This is a genomic window from Epibacterium sp. MM17-32, assembly GCF_022348205.1.
In the GTDB taxonomy this organism is placed as follows: Bacteria; Pseudomonadota; Alphaproteobacteria; order Rhodobacterales; family Rhodobacteraceae; genus Epibacterium.
In genome coordinates this window covers 140,471-156,576 of sequence record NZ_JAKRFC010000001.1, presented here as the reverse complement: position 1 = coordinate 156,576, position 16,106 = coordinate 140,471, and the positions used below count along the sequence as shown (strand labels likewise).

The window sequence follows — 16,106 nt, the reverse complement described above, 5'->3', positions numbered from 1 at the left end:
CACATCCCGCCGCTGACGCAGACTTGGCAAGTGGATACCAAGATGAGCAACAGTTTCCTCGATCTATTGCAGAGCCGCGACGTGCTGCTGGCGGATGGCGCCACCGGGACCAATCTGTTCAACATGGGTCTGCAGTCCGGGGATGCCCCGGAACTCTGGAACACCGACGCGCCGGACAAGATCAAGGCGCTTTACCGCGGCGCGGTTGATGCGGGCAGCGACCTGTTCCTGACCAACAGCTTTGGCGGCACTGCCGCGCGGCTGAAACTGCATGACGCGCAGAACCGGGTGCGCGAATTGAACCGCATCGCCGCCGAACTGGGACGCGAGGTGGCCGATACCGCCAGCCGCAAGATCGCCGTGGCCGGCTCTGTCGGCCCCACCGGCGAGATCATGCAACCGGTGGGCGAGATGAGCCATGCCGTGGCGGTCGAGATGTTCCACGAACAGGCCGATGCGCTCAAGGAAGGCGGCGTCGATGTGCTCTGGCTGGAGACCATCTCCGCACCGGAGGAATTTGCCGCCGCCGCCGAGGCCTTCAAGCTCGCCGATATGCCCTGGTGCGGCACCATGAGCTTTGACACCGCCGGGCGCACCATGATGGGCGTCACCTCCGCCGACCTGGCCAAACTGGTCGAAGGATACGACGTGCCGCCGCTGGCCTTTGGTGCCAATTGCGGCACCGGCGCGTCCGACATCCTGCGCACCGTCCTTGGCTTTGCCGCACAGGGCACCGAGCGGCCGATTATCTCCAAGGGCAACGCCGGCATTCCGAAATACGTGGACGGCCATATCCACTACGACGGCACGCCGGAACTGATGGGCGAATATGCGGTCCTCGCCCGGGATGCCGGTGCCAAGATCATCGGCGGCTGCTGCGGCACCATGCCGGAGCACCTGCGCAGCATGCGCGAGGCGCTCGACACCCGTCCGCGCGGCGACCGTCCGACGCTGGAGCAGATTGTCGACGTTCTCGGCCCGTTCACCTCGACCAATGACGGCACCGAAGACGGCGCCAATACCGGCTCAGAGCGCCGCAGCCGCCGGGGTCGTCGCCGCGGCTAAGCCGACGCATCGACGCCATGCCCTAACAAACCTGTAAAGACCGGGCCTCTGCCCGGTCTTTTCCGTTTCAGAACAGGCTGAGCTGGTCGCCGGGTTGCGCGGGACGGGCAAACAGGTCGCATCGCAGCGGCGAGGCCTTCTCCGACAGCCCCAGCCGGGTGCAGGCCAGCTTGAACCGGCGGGCAATCATTTCGGCGTAGTGCCCTTCGCCGCGCATCCGCTGCCCCCAGCGCGGATCATAGTCCCGCCCACCATGCATTTCGCGCAGGCGCGCCATCACCTTCTCCGCCCGGTTCGGGACATGGGCGTGCAACCAATCCTGCCACAGGCCGGAAACCTCGCGCGGCAGGCGCAGCATGATCCAGCTGGCGGCATCCGCGCCCGCATCGACCCCGGCCGCAAGCAAGGCTTCCAACTCGTGATCGGTCAGCCCCGGAACCAGCGGCGAGGTCATGATGCGCACCGGAATGCCGGCGCTGCTCAGCCGTTTGATCGTGGCCAGCCGGCGCACGGGCGCCGGGACGCGCGGCTCCATCCGGCGCGCCAGATCCGCATCCAGCGTGGTCACCGACACGCCGACCCGCACCAGACCCTGCGCCGCCATATCGGACAGGATGTCCAGATCGCGTTCGATCAGGGTCCCCTTGGTCACGATCGCCACCGGGTGGCGAAACTCTTGCAACACCTCCAGACAGGCCCGCATCAACGCATGATCGCGCTCGCAGGGCTGATAGGGATCGGTATTGGTGCCGATGGCGATCGGCGCGACCTTGTACCCCGGTGCAGAGAGCTCCTTGCGCAACAGATCCGGCGCATTTGGACGCGCCACCAGCCTGGTTTCGAAATCCAGCCCCGGCGACAGGCCGAGGTAGGCGTGGCTCGGACGCGCAAAACAATAGATGCAGCCGTGTTCACATCCCCTGTAGGGATTGATCGAGCGGTCGAACGGCAGATCCGGCGACCGGTTGTAGGAGATCAGGCTCCGCGCCATCTCCTGGCGAATCTCTGTCGCGACCGACCGCTCCGGCACGTCCTGATTCCACCCATCTTCCACCTCTTCGCGCTGCAGATCAAAGCGTCCTGACGCATTGCTGAGCGCACCGCGAGATTTACGACATTTGAGGATTTGAGAACCATTTCCATGCATAGTGGGACTATGACACGCCACGCAGAACAAATAAAGAACACTTGCGGAAAAGAATACAAAATCAACCTGCAACAGCAGCATGATTGCGGTGGTTTCATCACCAGAGGTCGGTTCGTAACGCGGCTATGTCGCAATCAAAACAGTTCACCCCGTCGTTTCTGTCACAAAAAGATAGAATAACGGCCAAACCGGGTACGCCCGCCAGCTAAGGAATCCAGATATGTCAGACGAAGAAGACATCATCCTCGCAGACCTCGATGACGAGGAACTGGTCCAACAAATGTTCGACGACCTCTACGACGGTCTCAAGGAAGAGATCGAAGAAGGGGTCAATATCCTGCTGGAGCGCGGCTGGGCGCCCTACAAGATCCTGACCGAAGCGCTGGTCGGCGGCATGACCATCGTTGGCGCAGACTTCCGCGACGGCATCCTGTTTGTGCCCGAGGTGCTGCTGGCTGCCAACGCCATGAAGGGCGGCATGCAGATCCTGAAGCCGCTGCTGGCGGAAACTGGCGCGCCGCGCATGGGCTCCATGGTGATCGGCACCGTCAAGGGCGACATCCACGACATCGGCAAGAACCTCGTGTCGATGATGATGGAAGGCGCGGGTTTCGAGGTTGTCGACATCGGCATCAACAACCCGGTCGAAAACTACCTGGAAGCACTGGAAGAGCATCAGCCCGACATCCTCGGCATGTCCGCCCTGCTGACCACAACAATGCCCTACATGAAGGTCGTGATCGACACCATGGTCGAACAGGGCAAGCGCGACGACTACATCGTGCTGGTCGGTGGCGCGCCGCTGAACGAGGAGTTCGGCAAGGCGATCGGCGCGGATGCCTATTGCCGCGATGCGGCTGTCGCGGTGGAAACCGCCAAGGAATATGTGGCGCGCAAGCACAACGCCATGAACGCCTGATATGGCTGCCGCGTCCCAGCGACGCGGCCGGGCGGCCCGGCTTTCACAGCGGGCCGCCCTCCCCTTGCCGAGCGGCACCTCTCTTGAGGACACGAGCCTGACGGAAAACGGTCTGGCAGCACCGGAGCGCAAGACCGGACGCATCCTGCTGATCGCCTGTGGTGCCCTCGCCCGCGAGATCCTCGACATCACGCGCGCCAATGGTCTCGACCATATGGATCTGACCTGCCTGCCGGCAAAACTGCATCTTTATCCCGACCAGATCATCACCCATGTCGAAGCCGCGGTCGAAAAACACCGCGCGACTTACGACCAGATCTATGTCGTCTACGCCGACTGCGGCACGGGCGGGCAACTGCAGGCCAAATGCGAACAACTGGGGGTGGAGATGGTCCCCGGCCCGCATTGCTATGCCTTCTTCGAGGGCAACGCCCGCTTTGAAGAACAGGCCGAGGCGGGCGAGATCACGGCCTTTTACCTGACCGATTTTCTGGTCAAGCAATTCGATGCCTTCGTCTGGCGCCCCATGGGCCTCGACAAGAACCCGGAGCTGCGCGACATGATCTTTGGCAACTACACGACGCTGATCTACCAATCCCAGGTCACCGATCCGGCCCTGGTGGCAAAAGCACAGGAATGCGCCCGCCGCATGGGTCTGGACTTCGTCCATCGTCACACCGGCTATGGCGATCTGGAAACAACGCTCAAAGGCTGGGGCGCAGCGCCGACATCCGGTGCCTCCGGCTAGGATCAGCGATCACAGCCCCCGCACCGGCTGACGCCGCCGCTCTCTCAGACCTGCCTCAGACCTGCGCGGCTGCCGTGTCGCGAATGCGTTCGATCATGGCGCGCAACCCGTTCGAGCGCTGCGCTGACAGGTGATCGTTGAGCCCGAGGCGTTCCATCTCGGCCCGCGCATCGACCGCGAGCACCTCTTGCAGGGTCAATCCGTTGTAGAGCTTGCGCAGCACCGCAATCAGCCCCTTGACGATCATGGCGTCGCTGTCGCCGTCAAAGTTAAAGACACCATTCTCGATCTGCGGATGCAGCCAGACCTGACTGGCGCAGCCATCCACCTTGGTCGCGGGCACCTTCAGGGCGTCCTCCAGGGGCGGCATCGCCTTGCCCTGTTCGATCACATGGCGATAGCGATCCTCCCAATCTTCAAAGAATTCAAAATCCTCGACGATCTCCTCGAAGGCGGCACTGGCCATGTCAAACCTCATCCTACTGTCAGGTGGCAACAGATCGGACCTAGGCCAGCGCAGGGGTCTTTTCAACCGCTTTTCAACGCCGCTTCAATCGGGTAGTCAGTTTTGCAAGTAACTCTGACTGCGGCAGGTATTCATGCGTATCACAATCGGCGCCCTTTTGGTTGGCACTCTGGTCCTGTCGTCCTGCGGCGGCTGGCGCGACTCGCGCATCAACCCCGGCAACTGGTTCGGACAATCGCGCGACAGCCGCGTCGAGGCCACAGCCGACGAGAACCTGAACCCGCTGATCCCGCAGGAGGAGGACCGGGTGAATCTGATCGGGTCACGCAAGGATGCGGAGCAAGTGGACAACAGCCTGCCCATCGCCCGGATCAAGGACATGCGGATCGAACGCACCTCGGTCGGCGCGATCCTGACGGTCGAAGGTGAAGCCGCACGCAATGGTGCCTACAAGGCCGAGCTGGTGCCGTCGGAGATCCAGGAGGCCGGGCGGCTGGAATACACCTTCCGCGTGACCTATCCCAAGAGCGCCACCTATCGCGGCACCGAGGCAACACGCACCATTCGCGCCGCCGTCAGCCTGTCGAACCAGGATCTGGCCGGAGTGCGGACCATCCGTGTCGTCGGCAAGGAAAACGCCCGCGAAAGCCGCCGCTGAGCCGGGTCGGCAGGGTCCCATCCCCGGGCGCATATTCCATCGCCGCCTTAAGACACAGCCCCCTTTCGTAACAGCGGCTTAGGTTTCGGCCCGCCCCTGCACTCCTGCTCTGACAGCGCGGCTGATCGTCGACCGCCCGCCCCAACGCAAAACACGCTCCCGCAGGGCGAAAGCGTGTTTTATCATCGGTTTGGATTTGGTCTTTCAGAGGTCGACGACCTTTACGACCTGCCCTTTTGCCGCCAGCGCCACTTCGCCATTGCACAGGCGCATGGCATCGGCGCCAAACACCTCGTGCCGCCAGCCTTTGAGGGCCGGAACATCCCGCTCTCCGGCGGCGATGGCATCCAGATCAGCGGAGGGCGCGATCAGCTTTGCGGCGACACCGGCGGTTTCAGTCTTGGCCTTCAGCAGCACCCGCAGCAGATCGGCCAGCGCGCCGTTGATCTGCATCTTTTCGCGCGAGCGATCCGGCTGCGGCATCTCGTCCTGCGGGCAGTTCACGCCACGCTCCACCGCCTTGAGGATGCCCTCGGCAATGGCGCCTTTGCGCGCCTCGCGCAGCAACAGGCGGGAGCCACCCAGATCGGACGGCGTGCGCGGTTTGGTGGACGCGAGTTCGACCAGCGCGTCATCCTTGTAGACCCGGTTGCGGGGCACATTGTTGGTCTGGGCGTATTCCTCGCGAAAGGCCGCAAGCTCACGCACCACAGCAAGGAACTTACCAGAATTGGTGCGGGTCTTGACCCGGCGCCAGGCCTCTCGGGGCTGGATATCATAGGTCGCGGGATCGGTCAGAACCTGCAATTCTTCGGCGACCCAATGGCTGCGCCCGGTCTTGTCCAGTTCTTTGCGCAGGTGTTCATAGATCTGGCGCAGATGGGTGACATCCGCCAGCGCATAGGTCTTTTGCGCATCACTCAGCGGGCGACGCGACCAGTCGGTAAAACGCGACGTCTTATCAAGGCCTTGCTTGCAGATCTTGCGCACCAGCGTCTCATATCCCACCTGCTCGCCAAAGCCGCAGACCATGGCGGCGACCTGCGTGTCGAACAGCGGTTTGGGAAAGACGGCCGCATCCACCCAGAAGATCTCCAGATCCTGACGTGCGGCGTGGAAGACCTTGACCACATCCTCATTGCGAAACAGCTCATACAGGGGCTCCAGCGACAGATCCCCGGCAAGCGGATCGACCAGAACCGCATCCGTTTCACCATCACCGCGATAGGCGATCTGGATCAGGCAGAGCTTGGAATAATAGGTGCGCTCTCGCAGGAACTCGGTATCCACCGTAACATAAGGATATTTCGCGGCCTCTTCACAAAAGGCGCGCAGTTCGTCGGTGGTGGTCAGAGTTTTCATCAAATGGGTCTTTATTAAGGGTTTCTGCCGCTCGGTTCCCCGTTGATACGACGAGTGCAAGCGGGTTGCAAACCCTCTAACGGCAAGAAAGGGCGCAGGTCAGTTCAGACGCAGAATGTCGCGCTCGCCGCGCAAATAGCGCGCAAGCACGGCGGGATAGAGGCGATGTTCCTGCACCAATACGCGCGCGGCCAGATCGTCCGGCGTGTCACCGGGCAGAACCGGCACCTCCGCCTGGCCCAAAATCGGCCCGTCATCCAGGAGCGGCGTCACCTCATGCACGGTGCAGCCATGCCGCTCATCGCCGGCCTCCAGCGCACGGTCATGGGTATGCAGGCCCTTATATTTGGGCAGGAGAGACGGGTGGATATTCAGCATCCGCCCCTCGAACTGGCGCACAAACCCGGCGGTTAGTACTCGCATGAATCCCGCAAGACAGACCACATCGGCGCGCGCCTCGAGGATAGGCTTTACCAGCTCGGCCTCAAACGCCTCGCGATCCTTGCCAAAGGGACGATGATCCACAACAGCCGTCGCAACGCCGCGCGCGGCGGCCTTCGTCAGCCCGCCAGCATCGGCGTTGTTGGACAGCACCAGACAGGGTTGGCCCGGATGATCGGCGTCCTTCAGCATACTGTCGACGAGGGACACCATATTGGAGCCCCCGCCGGAAACCAGAATGGCGACGCGTTTCTTGTCGCTCACAGCAGCCCGCCTGTGTAGCGGATGCCCTCCCCGGCTGTCACGGTGCCGAGACGCGCGACGGTCTCGCCTTCGCCCTCCAGCACCGCGGTCAGCGCATCGGCGCGGTCGGCCTTCACCACAAACATCATGCCGATGCCGCAGTTGAAGGTCTTGAGCATTTCACCCTCTTCAATGCCGCCGGTTTCCGCCAGCCATTTGAAGACGCCCGGAAGCTCCCACGCACCAAGGTCGATATCGGCCCCCAGCCCCTCGGGCAGGACGCGCGGCAGGTTCTCAGTGAGGCCGCCACCGGTGATATGCGCCAATGCATTGACGCCCCCCGCGCGTACCGCCGCCAGGGCCTGTTTCACATAAAGACGCGTCGGGGCCAGCAACGCCTCTCCCAGCTTGCCCGCGCCAAACGGGTTGTCGCCGTCCCAGCCAAGGCCGGAATATTTCACGATCTGGCGCACCAGCGAATAGCCGTTGGAGTGCACACCATCAGAGGCCAGCCCCAAGAGCACATCGCCCTCGCTCACGCCTTCGGGCAGTGCAGTGCCCCGTTCCATCGCCCCAACGGCAAAGCCTGCGAGGTCAAAATCACCCTTGGGGTACATGCCCGGCATCTCTGCCGTTTCACCACCGATCAGCGCACAGCCAGAGCGCACGCAGCCCTCGGCGATGCCTTCGATGATTCGCGCCGCGACATCGGTTTCCAGCTTGCCGGTGGCAAAGTAGTCGAGGAAGAACAGCGGTTCTGCGCCCTGACAGACCAGATCGTTGACGCACATGGCCACGAGGTCGATGCCCACGCCATCCACAAGACCGGTATCAATGGCGATGCGCAGCTTGGTGCCGACCCCATCGGTGGCACCGACAAGGATCGGATCCTCGTAACCGGCAGCCTTCAGATCAAACAGCGCGCCAAAACCGCCGAGGCCGCTCATCACACCCGGACGTGCAGTCCGCTTGGCCGCCGGCTTGATCCGGTCCACAAGCTCATTGCCCGCATCAATATCGACCCCTGCATCCGCATAGGTCAAACCGTTCTTGCCGCTGGTCATCGCATGGCTCCTTCCGTGAGGTTGCGCTGCCTTTACCGCTTTCAGTCAGATGTGGAAAGCCCCAGCTTGCCATTTCCCCCAGCATACTGTCACTTGCGGTATCCGACAGAACCAATACTTCGATGGATTTTAGTCGAACGCGTTAAGGTTGTGCAAAAACTCACCGGACTGCTGAGGGCGCACTGTAGGGCGATCCTGTACCCCCGGCCCCCCCCCATGCCTGTCCCCGTCGCAAGCCGTTGGCCACGGCCGGAGGGCTGCCTTGTGACATCGGCGGCCCTCCGGCTCTGCGCTAGATCACAGCCCGAATTGCCACGGCGCCTGGTCAAAGGCATAGGCCGCGCCGTCGCGCTCCACCCGTCCCAGTCCCGGGAAATCCAGGTGCATGCCGGTCACCAACAGCTGATCGGCGGCGGCCCGATCAAACATCGCCTTGCGGGTCTCTGCCGCCAGCGGCTGATCGACGTCGAAGGGAATGGTCCAGCCCGGGTTGGCGAATTGCAACGCGGTGCTGTGCACCACATCGCCCCAGATCAGCAGCGGCGTGGCGCCCGTGTCCAGCACGAAGCCCGAATGGCCCGGCGTATGTCCCGGCAGCGGCATGGCGTCAAAGCCCGGCAGCACCTCGCCTTCGCCGGCAAAGACCTTGCGCCGCTGCGCATAGGGGGCGACCGCATTCCGCGCCATCTGAAAGAACCCGCGGCTGCCCTCGTCAACCGAAGCCATGATCGCGTCATCATGCCAGAACGCCCATTCCGCTTCGGCCACCACCAGCTCCGCATTGGGGAAGGCCGCGCTGCCATCCGCAGCCAACAGGCCGCCGGCGTGATCGGGGTGCATATGGGTCAGCAATACGGTGGAGATCTGCGCCGGGGCGACACCCGCAGCCGACAGCGCCGCCATCAAGCCGCCCAGATCCGGCCTCATCAGCTGTGCCGTCCCGGTGTCCACCAGCGTGTACTGACCGCCGCGCTCCACCAGATAACCGTTCACCGGAATTTCCAGACCCTGCGGGCCTTCGGAATAGAAGCTGCCGGACAGAGTCTCCTCCGCGCGCGCTGCGTCATAGCCGGTGAAGGCCGCAGCCGGGACCGCGAGATGCCCGTCGAGCAAGGCTGTTATCGTCATCTCGCCCAGCCTGATCTGGTGCAGCACCGGCGCGGGCCCTGCGGGCGCGGCCTGTGCCAGCCGGCCAAACCCGGGGAGGGACAGCGACGCGGCACCAAGGCCAAGGGTTTTCAACAGGGTTCTGCGGGAAAGGGTCATAAGAAGCTCCAATATCCTGGGCCCGTCAATTACGGGCTGCACTGACCTTATCGCTTTGGTCTGGCATCCCCTAGCGGGGACCGTCTAATATGGGGTATTAGCACCACTGATAGGATGGACCATGGATCGGCTGTCACTTCTCGAGACCCTCATCGTTGCGCTGGACGAAGGCAGCCTGAACCGGGCGGCCCAGCGGCGCGACATGACGCAATCCGCGGTCAGCCAGCAGATCAAGCAGCTCGAAGCGCTGGTGGGGCATCAGCTGCTGCACCGCACCGCACAGGGTGTGCGGGCGACGCGCTCGGGTGCCTTGGTCTATGCCCATGCGCAGGATCTTCTGGGCGGCTTTGACCGCATGGCGGCAGAGCTGGATCAGATGCACAACAGCCTGTCGGGAGATTTCCGCATCAGCGTCAACAGCTTTCTGGGGCGCGGGGTGATCGGCCCCATGTTGCTGGACCTGGATCGCAGGCATGATGACCTCAACATCATCATGCGGATCGAGGACCGGCTGGTCGATGTGGTGCGCGAAAACTATGATCTGGCGATCCGCACGGGCCGCCTCGGCGATACCGATGGTGTCGGCCGCCGCATCGCAAGCCTGGAAACCGTGCTCTTTGCCACCCCGGAATATCTGGACCAGAAAGGCCGGCCCAGTGACCCCGAAGATCTGAAGCACCTGAAGTTCATCCAGCACCACGAGGACCAGACCAAGGGGTTCTTTCCATTGACGCGCAATGGAACCGAGCATCTGGCCCCGATCCGGGTCGGGTTCACCGCCGATGACCCGGACCTGATCATGCGCGCGGTCGGCAGTGGATCGGGCTATACCCGAGCGCCCTTGTTCTTTGTCCAGGACATGCTTCGGGACGGCACCTTCGAACAGGTTCTGCCCCACTGGAGCGCGCCGGAAAAGGATGTGTTTGCGGTGTATCCCTCGCGCCACGGCCTGGACCGGCGGCGGGATCTGGTGATCGACGGCGTGATCGAGCGCTTGCAGGAGATCCGCCACAATCGTCCCCCTCCCCGACTGCACGCAATCACCGCTTGACCTCTCCCGCGCCATTTCCTACCTGTTTGCGCAGGTGGGCCTGTAGCTCAACGGTTAGAGCAGAGCGCTCATAACGCTTTGGTTGCAGGTTCGAATCCTGCCGGGCCTACCAGATAATCGAGACGTCCCCGACAGCCCCGCTGCAACAGCCCCAAACGGCACCCTGTACCGCCAGCAGCGTTTGCCTGTGCGGGACGGCCTATACGTTCCAACATCAGGCGATAACGTCAGCGGCCCGCCAGATGCCGGCGGGCCGCGTTTTATATGCCCCTCATCACGGATGGGGGATCCGTCAGGGCCTGCTGGCCTTACTTACCCTCGTAGGTCGGCATGGACTTCAGCTTCTCTTCGGTCATCGGCACGTAAACGCGCACATCATCGCCATCGGTTGCGGTCATGACCTGGACCTCATCGATGCTCAGCTTGACGGGCTTTTCGCCGATACCGAGGAAACCACCCACATCAACAACGGCATGCGTGATGACCTGCTTGTCGTTCATGACCAATTCGGACACTTCGCCCATCCATTCGTCCTTGGCGTCATAAACCCGGGCACCGGTCAGAAGGTCTGCCGTCAAGGTCTTGTCGACCACCGGTTCATACTCGTCGCGCAATATCGGTTCGCCGTCCTGCGCCATCGTGTCGGCGGCCATGTCCTGTGCCTGCTCGGTTGTGTCAGAAATCGCCTCTCCCACTTCGGAGGCTGCGGTTTCGGCACCGGACTGCAGATCCTGAGCGGTGTTCTCAATGGCCGTTCCCGTTGCGTCGGCGGTTTGCTCGACCGCATCCGCGGCCTGCGCGACCTCCTGGTCCAGAGTGCTACGGGCATCGGTGTGGTAGGCCGGCGCGTTCTCGAAATCCGCCATATCGGCCTGCATCACCAGGAAGTAGTCCGAGGTGTCTTCCGCCGTGGCACTGTCAGAGACCCATTTCAGCGCATCCATGTCCACGGCGATCTGACGCTCGCCGATCCCGAGGAAACCGCCGATGTCCACGAGGACCGAGTCGATCATCCCGTCGCGGCTGAGCACGATATCATTGACCTCGCCAATGTTCTCCCAGCCGTCCTGGATACCGGCAAAGCTGTCCTCTTCAACAGCATCGCTGCTGGTGTAGATGCGCTGGCCGATGAACTCGGATGCGTGAATTGCCATCGGGTCGTTCTCCGCGCGGAACATCCCTGTTTCCGCCACGGCCATGGTCGAGGTTACGGTCAGCAAGGCGCTGGTAATAAACAGATGTTTCATTGGAACTCTCCTCATTGATTGGGCAGTGGTCTGTCGCGACGACACTCCCCCAACCAACCGGATGGGGTGAAAAATGTTCCTGAAAAAAACCACGTGCTGCCGCCGTTCTGCGCAAGAACCGGCTCAGAACCCGCACCCGGCCAAGGCGCGCACGGCGACGTCAGACCGCTGTGACACAGGTCGCAGCACGACCACGGTGAAGGTTTGACGGCGTCGCGGGAACGAGTTGGCGCGGGCTGCGTTGTCGTTGCGTCAGGGAGAGAGAACCAGATCATGAAACCCACGAACTCAGCGCCGGATGGCACAGCCTCACCGGCCTCCGATCACGCCGTGTCCAGCGCCACCTTCGATCAACCCGGCGCTACTGCGACGCAGGCCACGCACCGCAACCTGGTCCTGATCCGGAACTTTCTCGGTATCATCGTGGTCATCTGCGCCGCCGCGCTGATCTTCTTTGCCAAGGAGGTCATCCTCCCCTTTGTGCTTGGGGTGCTGATTGCGCTTACGCTCAGCCCCCTGACCCGAGGGCTCGCCCGTCACGGCGTCCCGCCCCTGATCTCGGCGGGCTTGCTGGTCCTGGCGGTTGCGGCAACGGTGGCCGGTGGCATCTACCTGCTGAGCGGCCCGGTCGCCGAATGGATTGACGAGGCACCGCGCATGCGCGCCGTACTCGAACAGCGGTTGAGGGCGATCACCTCCTCCCTGGAAACAGTCCGCGAAGCCTCGCAGCGTGTCGAAGACATCGCCGCCAGCACCGAAGATTCCGATGTCATCAAGGTCGCGATCGACCAGCCGGGGATCATTGCCTCGACCGCGCTTGACATCGTGACGCTGGCCACGACCGCGATGGTTGCGCTGGTGCTGGCGCTGTTTCTTCTGGCCTCCAACGATATGTTCTACCTGAAAATCGTGCAGAGCTTTCCCAGCCTGACCGAAAAGACCCGCGCCTTGCAGATCGTCTACAGCATCGAACGCCGGATTTCGCGCTACCTCTTGTCGGTGACGCTTATCAACGCCGGTCTGGGCGTCGTGGTTGGGTGTTGCATGTGGATCATCGGCATGCCGCAACCCGTGGTCTGGGGGGCGATCGCCTTCCTGTTCAACTTCCTGCCCTATATCGGCTCACTTGCCGGTGTGGTGCTCTGCGCGGTGGTGTCGCTGGTGACCTTCTCCGCCTTGTCCTATGCCGTGCTGGCGCCACTGGCCTATTTGCTTGCAACTCTGATCGAAGGGCAGTTCGTGACCCCGGTCTTGTTGGGGCGGCGCCTGAACCTGAACGCAGTTGCGGTGTTTGCGGCGGTGGTGCTCTGGGCCTGGGTCTGGGGCGTGGCGGGCGCCCTGATGGCGGTGCCGCTTCTGGTCTGTCTCAAGTCCCTGTGCGATCACGTGCCCGCCCTGTCCGTTCTTGGCACCTTTCTCGGCGACTCGAGCGCCCCAGCCGCACGCCCTGCCGCCTAGCACATTGGCAGCCGCGATTTGGTCACTCACCTGCGTCCTGCGAAACAGGCCAACGGCAGCCGATGCGCAGTTGTGCCCCAACGGCCGCCCCCGACACGAACCGGCACAAACCGGCACGAGCCGACACAAAAAAGCACGAAATCCGGGGGATCCCAATCGCGTCCCGCCGCAGTCACAAGAGCAAGACACCCTTGCAGATCTGCGGCACGCGATCAGCAATCAGCGGATTTCGTGCGGATGAAACCGGATTAAGGGGCAGTTGCGCCTAGAGCGCGCGCCCCTTGGGACCGGCAAAGTACCAGATGATAAAGCCGAGCACGGGCAGGATCAGGATCAGAAGCGTCCAGAGAATTTTTGCGCCGGTGCTGCTGCCACTGCTCCAGGTTTGCAAGATCGCGTAGATGTCCGCGATCAGGACCAGAAGGCCAAATATACCATATTCCATGTGCTGTCTCCTTGAAGCTGTTGCTTCGGAAACGCCTTAGTCGCGGTTTCGTTCCCGACCGGCAGAGACGGCACCGAGCTGACACCCGCGGAAACACGCACACGCCCCACCGGCGCGACCGCGCCACACGGGGGGTAATCTCCTCTGGCACCGCCCATCTGCCGGCGGCGCGTTTTCGCGGCGGGCCGCGCGGTCAGAGTGCAATCACGATGTCCGCCTGCAACCCTCCAAGCTCCTCGCTGGTTTCCAGTCGCAAGGTCCCGCCATGGGCGCGCGCGATATCCGCCACGATCGCCAGGCCCAGGCCAACGCCCGTGCCCCGATCCTGGTTGCGCGCTGGATCAAGCCGGGTGAACGGGCGCACCGCATCGCCCCGCAGATCATCCGGGATGCCCGGGCCGTCATCCTCCACCCGGATACGCAGAGATTTCTGCATCACCGCCACCGAGACCCGCGCACGGGTGCCGTATCGCACCGCATTGGAGATCAGATTGTCGAGCGCGCGGCGCACCGCAGCCACCCGCAGGGGCACCGGACGGTTGCCAACCGCCTCCACCAGCAGCACGTTCTTGCCCTGTCGTGTCCAGCTGTCCACCGCCTCCGAAACCAGGGCGCAGGGGTCGGCCTCCTCCATGGCACTGGTGCTCACCCCGCGCGAAAAGTCGAGAAAGGCATTCACCATGTTCTCCATTTCGGTGACGTCCTGCAGCATCGGCTTGGCGTCGTCATCGTCCAGCATCGACAGGCTCAGCTTCAACCGGGTGAGCGGTGTACGCAGGTCATGGCTCACCCCCGACAGCATCAGCGTGCGCTGTTCGATCTGCCGCTCGATCCGGGATCTCATATCGACAAAGGCCGCCCCGGCCGCACGCACTTCGGTTGCGCCGCGCGGATGATAGGGGATCATGCGCCCGCGACCAAAGGCTTCGGCCGCATCTGCAAGCCGTTTGATCGGTCGCAACTGGTTGCGCATATAGGCCATGGCGATGACGCCCAACAGAATGCCAAAGAAGACCATGATCACGATCAGCTGGTGCGGCGCGGCAACGCTGACGCGTCGGCGGCTGAACTCCACCTCCAACGGGCCGTGCCGCGTGTCGACCACCGTGCGCAGCACCTTGGTCCGCGGCAGCTGGATCGACAGGAACTCCGGCAGGCTCTGTGCCAGGGTCGCGCGCACGATCCGGCCCGAAAAATCCTCGAAATGGATCAGATCGGGGGGCACCGCGCCCGCCTCCAGAAATCGCACCGACATCTGCAACGGCCCCATCATCGGGTCGAGCCGGGCCAGCGCCGCCGCGCGATCCTCCGCCTGCGTCACCTCGTTTCGGATCAAGGTGAGCTCACGCACCATCGTGTAGGTCATCTGCTGGGTGATGTCTTCCAGATCGCGCCGGATGAACACAAAGGACACCACGAATTGCAGGGCAATCACCGGCATCAGCAGGATCAGCGCCGCTCGCCCGTAGATGCCCGAGGGCATTCTGGGGAGATAGTATTTGAGACGTGAGAGTTTCATGACTAAGCCTAGGCCTGGGCGCCGGTTGCAACGGCGCTCCGATACGGGAGGTGCCAGATGAACAGACCGCAAGCCGACACCGGGTTCAACCCCAAACCCGGTGTGCCCGAAGAGGTGGCCCCCGGGGTCCGCCGTCTGCTCGCGCCCAACCCCTCCGCGATGACCTATCGTGGCACCAATACCTATCTTGTCGGCGACAGCGAGATTGCGGTGATCGACCCCGGGCCGGCGTCGGACGCGCATCTGGAGGCCATCCTCAACGCGGTGCAACCGGGCGGGCGGATTGGCCATATCTTGGTGACCCACAGCCACCTCGATCACTCGCCGCTGGCGGCCGCGCTCCGGGAGGCCACCGGCGCGCCTGTCTATGCCCATGGCACGGCCACCACGGGGCGCAGCGCGATCATGGCCCAGCTTGCCGCCGAGGGCATGCTCGGCGGTGGTGAGGGCATCGATCACGGTTTCGTCTGCGATCATACTATGGCGGATGGCGACATCATCACGGGTGCCGGCTGGCAGATCGAGGCGCTGCACACGCCCGGTCATATCGGCAATCACCTGTGCTTCGCGATCGGGGGGCTGCTGTTCTCCGGCGATCACGTCATGGGCTGGGCCAGTTCCTTGGTCTCGCCCCCGGACGGCGATCTCACGGACTTCATGGCCTCTTGCGCGCGGCTGCAGCAGCGCCGCTGGACCTGTTTTCTACCCGGACACGGCGATCTGGTGCACGATCCCGCGGAGAGGCTGGCCTGGCTGATTGCGCATCGCAAAAGGCGCGAGGCCGATATCCTCGAACAACTTGCGCATGGCGCCGCCGACGCCCCCAGCCTGGCCAGGCACATCTACCGCGACACCCCCGACGCGTTGCTCCCCGCGGCGGAGCGCAATGTGCTGGCTCATCTTGTTGACCTCTATCAGCGCGGGCGGGTGCGGCCGACCGCGACATTGGCGCGCGACGCCACCTTCGAACTGTGCCGTTGAATTTTTTTCAGAATTTCACATTTCCC

General features: G+C 63.1%; 16 protein-coding genes and 1 tRNA gene. 8 read left to right on the top strand and 9 right to left on the bottom strand.

Annotated elements, in window-relative coordinates; translation table 11 throughout:
* Positions 1 to 42 precede the first annotated feature (42 nt).
* A complete protein-coding gene (gene bmt, locus MHM88_RS00750; protein WP_239321716.1) occupies positions 43 to 1,065 on the top strand; it encodes a betaine--homocysteine S-methyltransferase in 1,023 nt (340 codons plus the stop codon).
* A 67-nt stretch (positions 1,066 to 1,132) separates the two neighbouring features.
* Here bmt and MHM88_RS00745 read toward each other — a convergent pair whose 3' ends face one another.
* Positions 1,133 to 2,212 (bottom strand): PA0069 family radical SAM protein, encoded by a 1,080-nt coding sequence (locus MHM88_RS00745; protein ID WP_239359054.1) that lies wholly within the window; start codon positions 2,210 to 2,212, stop codon positions 1,133 to 1,135.
* Between the two features lie 220 nt (positions 2,213 to 2,432).
* Here MHM88_RS00745 and MHM88_RS00740 point away from each other — a divergent pair, with 220 nt between their 5' ends.
* A complete protein-coding gene (locus tag MHM88_RS00740) occupies positions 2,433 to 3,131 on the top strand; it encodes a B12-binding domain-containing protein (RefSeq protein ID WP_239321720.1) in 699 nt (232 codons plus the stop codon).
* A gap of 1 nt (position 3,132) precedes the next feature.
* A complete protein-coding gene (locus MHM88_RS00735; RefSeq protein WP_239359052.1) occupies positions 3,133 to 3,879 on the top strand; it encodes a DUF1638 domain-containing protein in 747 nt (248 codons plus the stop codon).
* A gap of 55 nt (positions 3,880 to 3,934) precedes the next feature.
* On the opposite strand, the gene MHM88_RS00730 is transcribed toward MHM88_RS00735, so the two are convergent.
* On the bottom strand, positions 3,935 to 4,345 hold the full coding sequence (locus MHM88_RS00730; RefSeq protein WP_239359050.1) for a SufE family protein: 411 nt from the start codon (positions 4,343 to 4,345) through the stop codon (positions 3,935 to 3,937).
* 133 nt (positions 4,346 to 4,478) lie between these two features.
* Here MHM88_RS00730 and MHM88_RS00725 point away from each other — a divergent pair, with 133 nt between their 5' ends.
* The gene (locus tag MHM88_RS00725; protein ID WP_239321726.1) at positions 4,479 to 5,003 is read left to right on the top strand and encodes a hypothetical protein; all 525 of its coding nucleotides are present in this window, start codon (positions 4,479 to 4,481) and stop codon (positions 5,001 to 5,003) included.
* A gap of 204 nt (positions 5,004 to 5,207) precedes the next feature.
* Here MHM88_RS00725 and rnd read toward each other — a convergent pair whose 3' ends face one another.
* The 4 genes from rnd to MHM88_RS00705 all read right to left on the bottom strand — a co-directional run bounded on the left by rnd (position 5,208) and on the right by MHM88_RS00705 (position 9,379).
* On the bottom strand, positions 5,208 to 6,365 hold the full coding sequence (rnd, locus tag MHM88_RS00720) for a ribonuclease D (protein ID WP_239321728.1): 1,158 nt from the start codon (positions 6,363 to 6,365) through the stop codon (positions 5,208 to 5,210).
* A gap of 99 nt (positions 6,366 to 6,464) precedes the next feature.
* The gene (gene purN, locus MHM88_RS00715) at positions 6,465 to 7,070 is read right to left on the bottom strand and encodes a phosphoribosylglycinamide formyltransferase (protein ID WP_370687443.1); all 606 of its coding nucleotides are present in this window, start codon (positions 7,068 to 7,070) and stop codon (positions 6,465 to 6,467) included.
* On the bottom strand, positions 7,067 to 8,113 hold the full coding sequence (gene purM / locus MHM88_RS00710) for a phosphoribosylformylglycinamidine cyclo-ligase (RefSeq protein WP_239359048.1): 1,047 nt from the start codon (positions 8,111 to 8,113) through the stop codon (positions 7,067 to 7,069). The genes purN and purM overlap by 4 nt, the downstream gene beginning before the upstream one ends.
* Before the next feature lie 297 nt (positions 8,114 to 8,410).
* Positions 8,411 to 9,379: an MBL fold metallo-hydrolase gene (locus MHM88_RS00705; protein WP_239359046.1), complete on the bottom strand. Its 969-nt coding sequence runs from the start codon at positions 9,377 to 9,379 to the stop codon at positions 8,411 to 8,413.
* Between the two features lie 121 nt (positions 9,380 to 9,500).
* Here MHM88_RS00705 and MHM88_RS00700 point away from each other — a divergent pair, with 121 nt between their 5' ends.
* Complete coding sequence (locus MHM88_RS00700) at positions 9,501 to 10,430, top strand: LysR family transcriptional regulator (RefSeq protein WP_239359044.1); 930 nt, start codon at positions 9,501 to 9,503, stop codon at positions 10,428 to 10,430.
* A 36-nt stretch (positions 10,431 to 10,466) separates the two neighbouring features.
* Positions 10,467 to 10,542 (top strand) — tRNA-Ile (locus MHM88_RS00695).
* Positions 10,543 to 10,738: 196 nt separating this feature from the next.
* On the opposite strand, the gene MHM88_RS00690 is transcribed toward MHM88_RS00695, so the two are convergent.
* A complete protein-coding gene (locus tag MHM88_RS00690) occupies positions 10,739 to 11,677 on the bottom strand; it encodes a PRC-barrel domain-containing protein (RefSeq protein ID WP_239359042.1) in 939 nt (312 codons plus the stop codon).
* Positions 11,678 to 11,950: 273 nt separating this feature from the next.
* On the opposite strand from MHM88_RS00690, the gene MHM88_RS00685 reads away from it, so the two are divergent.
* Entirely contained in the window at positions 11,951 to 13,135 is a 1,185-nt protein-coding gene (locus MHM88_RS00685; protein ID WP_239359040.1) for an AI-2E family transporter, read from the top strand.
* Positions 13,136 to 13,400: 265 nt separating this feature from the next.
* Here MHM88_RS00685 and MHM88_RS00680 read toward each other — a convergent pair whose 3' ends face one another.
* The gene (locus MHM88_RS00680) at positions 13,401 to 13,580 is read right to left on the bottom strand and encodes a PLDc N-terminal domain-containing protein (RefSeq protein ID WP_239321739.1); all 180 of its coding nucleotides are present in this window, start codon (positions 13,578 to 13,580) and stop codon (positions 13,401 to 13,403) included.
* Between the two features lie 193 nt (positions 13,581 to 13,773).
* The gene (locus tag MHM88_RS00675; RefSeq protein ID WP_239359038.1) at positions 13,774 to 15,099 is read right to left on the bottom strand and encodes an ATP-binding protein; all 1,326 of its coding nucleotides are present in this window, start codon (positions 15,097 to 15,099) and stop codon (positions 13,774 to 13,776) included.
* 57 nt (positions 15,100 to 15,156) lie between these two features.
* On the opposite strand from MHM88_RS00675, the gene MHM88_RS00670 reads away from it, so the two are divergent.
* The gene (locus MHM88_RS00670; RefSeq protein ID WP_239359036.1) at positions 15,157 to 16,080 is read left to right on the top strand and encodes an MBL fold metallo-hydrolase; all 924 of its coding nucleotides are present in this window, start codon (positions 15,157 to 15,159) and stop codon (positions 16,078 to 16,080) included.
* Positions 16,081 to 16,106 lie beyond the last annotated feature (26 nt).